Below are 2,734 nucleotides of genomic sequence, written 5' to 3'. Positions count from 1 at the left end.
GAAGAAGGCTTAAAGTTCTATGATGATGTATTTGATGAATGTTTAAAATATGGTATTGAACCATTAGTCACTATTTCTCACTATGAACCACCTATTAATCTTGTATTAAATTATGATGGATGGTATTCAAGAGAAGTCATCGATATGTTTGTACGTTATTGTGAAGTGATTGTAGATAGATATAAGGATAAAGTAAAATACTGGCTTACTTTTAATGAAGTAGACTCTATGATCAGACACCCATATACTACAGGTGCACTTATTAAAGATCGTTTCCCAGGTAAGAACTTCAATGAAGTCATCTTCCAGGCAATGCATCATCAGTTTGTAGCTAGTGCACTTGCAACTAAGATCGTGCATGAAGCAAGACCTGATGCAAAAGTAGGTTGTATGTTAACAAAGCTTACTTACTACCCATACACATGTAAACCTGAAGATGTTTTACAGGCACAGCAGGATATGAGAAGTACATATTGTTATAGCGATACACAGGTATTTGGTGAATATCCAGCATACTTATTATCTAAATTCAAGAATGAAGGCATCAATATCAAGATGGAACCAGATGACTTAAAGATTATGAAGGAATATCCAGTTGATTTCGTTTCATTCTCTTATTATTCATCTAGCTGTGTTGCTAAAGATGACAATGGTTTAAAGAAGACAGCAGCTAACACTAATGTGGCTATTAAGAATCCATATATTCCATCATCTGACTGGGGATGGCAGATTGACCCTATTGGTTTAAGAATCTCTTTAGTAGACTTATATGACCGTTATAGAAAGCCATTATTCGTAGTAGAAAATGGTTTAGGCGCTAAGGATGAATTAGTGAATGGCACTGTAGATGATCAGTATAGAATTGATTACTTCGATGCACACTTTAAAGAAATGTATAATGCGATTGTAGAAGATGGTGTAGACCTCATGGGTTATACATCTTGGGGATGTATTGATATTGTTTCTGAATCTACAAAACAGATGTCTAAACGTTATGGTTTCATCTATGTAGATTGTGATGATCTAGGTAATGGTACTTATAAACGTTATAAGAAGAAATCATTTGATTATTACAAACATGTTATTGAAACAAATGGTGCATGCTTATTTGAAGATTAAAGGTAGTGTTTTACTACCTTTTCTTTATGTCGAAAGAATGGTATTATTGAATGGTAAAGAAGTGAGGTATATATGAGAGAAAATTATGATGTAATTGTAGTAGGTGCTGGTCCAGCAGGAATTATGGCAAGTTATGAATTCGTATTAAAGAATCCTAACTTATCAGTATTATTAATTGATAAAGGAAGAGCAGTGACTGCAAGACATTGTCCTATCAAAGATAAGAAGATCAAACAGTGTCCAGTTATCAAGGATAATGAACCAGGCTGTTTACCAGCATGTTCTATTACATGTGGATTTGGTGGTGCTGGTGCTTATTCTGATGGTAAGTTTAATATTACAAGTGAATTTGGTGGATGGCTTACTGATTATCTTCCAGCAAATGAAGTAGAAGATGTAATTCGTTATGTAGATAGCTTATATTTAAAGCATGGGGCAACTAAAGATATTACTGACCCAACTACAGATAAAGTAAAAGAAATTGAACACAGAGGCTATGCAGTCGGATTAAAGTTATTACGTGCTAAGGTCAGACATTTAGGTACAGAAGAAAACTTACGTATCATGACTGAAATGCAGGAAGTATTAAAGGAACATATTGATATCCAGTTTAATACAGAAGTAGAAGATATTATTGTAGAAGATAATACAATCAAGGGTATCAAGCTTGCAAAAGGTGATATCATTACAGCCTCTAAAGTATTACTTGCACCAGGTAGAGATGGTGCGACATGGCTGGATGCTGTCTTTAAGAAACATGGCTTAGATCTCTATAACAACCAGGTAGATATTGGTGTACGTGTAGAAACATCTAATATCGTTATGGATGAAATCAATAAGAACTTATATGAAGGTAAGTTCATCTATAACACATCTGTAGGTACAAGAGTAAGAACATTCTGTTCAAACCCTAGTGGACATGTTGTAATAGAAAACCATGAAGGGACAATGATGGCCAATGGACATGCTTATCATGATCCTAAATTAGGGTCTGACAATACTAACTTTGCATTATTGGTATCTCATGTATTCTCTGAACCATTTAACCAGCCTAATGAATTTGCCCATCAGGTGGCTCAATTAGCAAACAAGCTTTCAAATGGTTCTATCATCGTACAGAGATATGGTGATATTCAAAAGGGTAGAAGAACAACTGAAAAGCGTTTAAAAGAAGGTTATACAGTGCCTACATTACCAGAAGCTGTTCCAGGTGATTTAGGTCTTGTATTACCATACAATACAATGAAATCAATCGTAGAAATGATTGAAGCATTAGATCACGTGACACCAGGTATTGCGAATGAACATACATTACTTTATGGTGTAGAAGCTAAATTCTATAGTGCAAGACCAAAGGTAAGAGAAGGATTTGAAACTCTTGTAGATGGTTTATATGTTGCTGGTGATGGTGCAGGATTAACACGTGGACTTGCTCAGGCAGGTGCTAATGGAATCTTAGTTGCAAGAGATATTATTAAAAGATTAGGAGAATAATGATGGAATACGGATTACATGATATTATTGAAATGAAAAAACCTCATCCATGTAAGAAATCCACACAATGGGAAATCGTAAGAATGGGTGCGGACATTAAAGTGAAATGCATGGGTTGCGG

Annotated in this window: 3 protein-coding genes; all 3 read left to right on the top strand. The window is 34.9% G+C overall.

Annotated elements, in window-relative coordinates; all coding sequences use genetic code 11:
- Positions 1 to 1,119, top strand: a 1,119-nt coding sequence (locus tag B2S90_RS05075; RefSeq protein ID WP_286696638.1) for a family 1 glycosylhydrolase, incomplete at its 5' end; no start/stop codon positions are given.
- A 72-nt stretch (positions 1,120 to 1,191) separates the two neighbouring features.
- Positions 1,192 to 2,613 carry an NAD(P)/FAD-dependent oxidoreductase gene (locus B2S90_RS05070; protein ID WP_055234262.1) on the top strand — a complete coding sequence of 474 codons (1,422 nt, stop codon included), beginning with the start codon at positions 1,192 to 1,194 and terminating at the stop codon, positions 2,611 to 2,613.
- A gap of 2 nt (positions 2,614 to 2,615) precedes the next feature.
- Positions 2,616 to 2,734: DUF951 domain-containing protein (locus B2S90_RS05065; RefSeq protein WP_286696639.1), on the top strand; the 119-nt coding region annotated here is incomplete at its 3' end.

Source organism: Catenibacterium sp. UBA627 (genome assembly GCF_002299355.1).
GTDB classification, from domain to species: Bacteria; Bacillota_I; Bacilli_A; order Erysipelotrichales; family Coprobacillaceae; genus Catenibacterium; species Catenibacterium mitsuoka.
The sequence above is the reverse complement of the archived record's forward strand: the minus strand, read 5'-3'. Positions and strand labels throughout refer to the sequence as shown.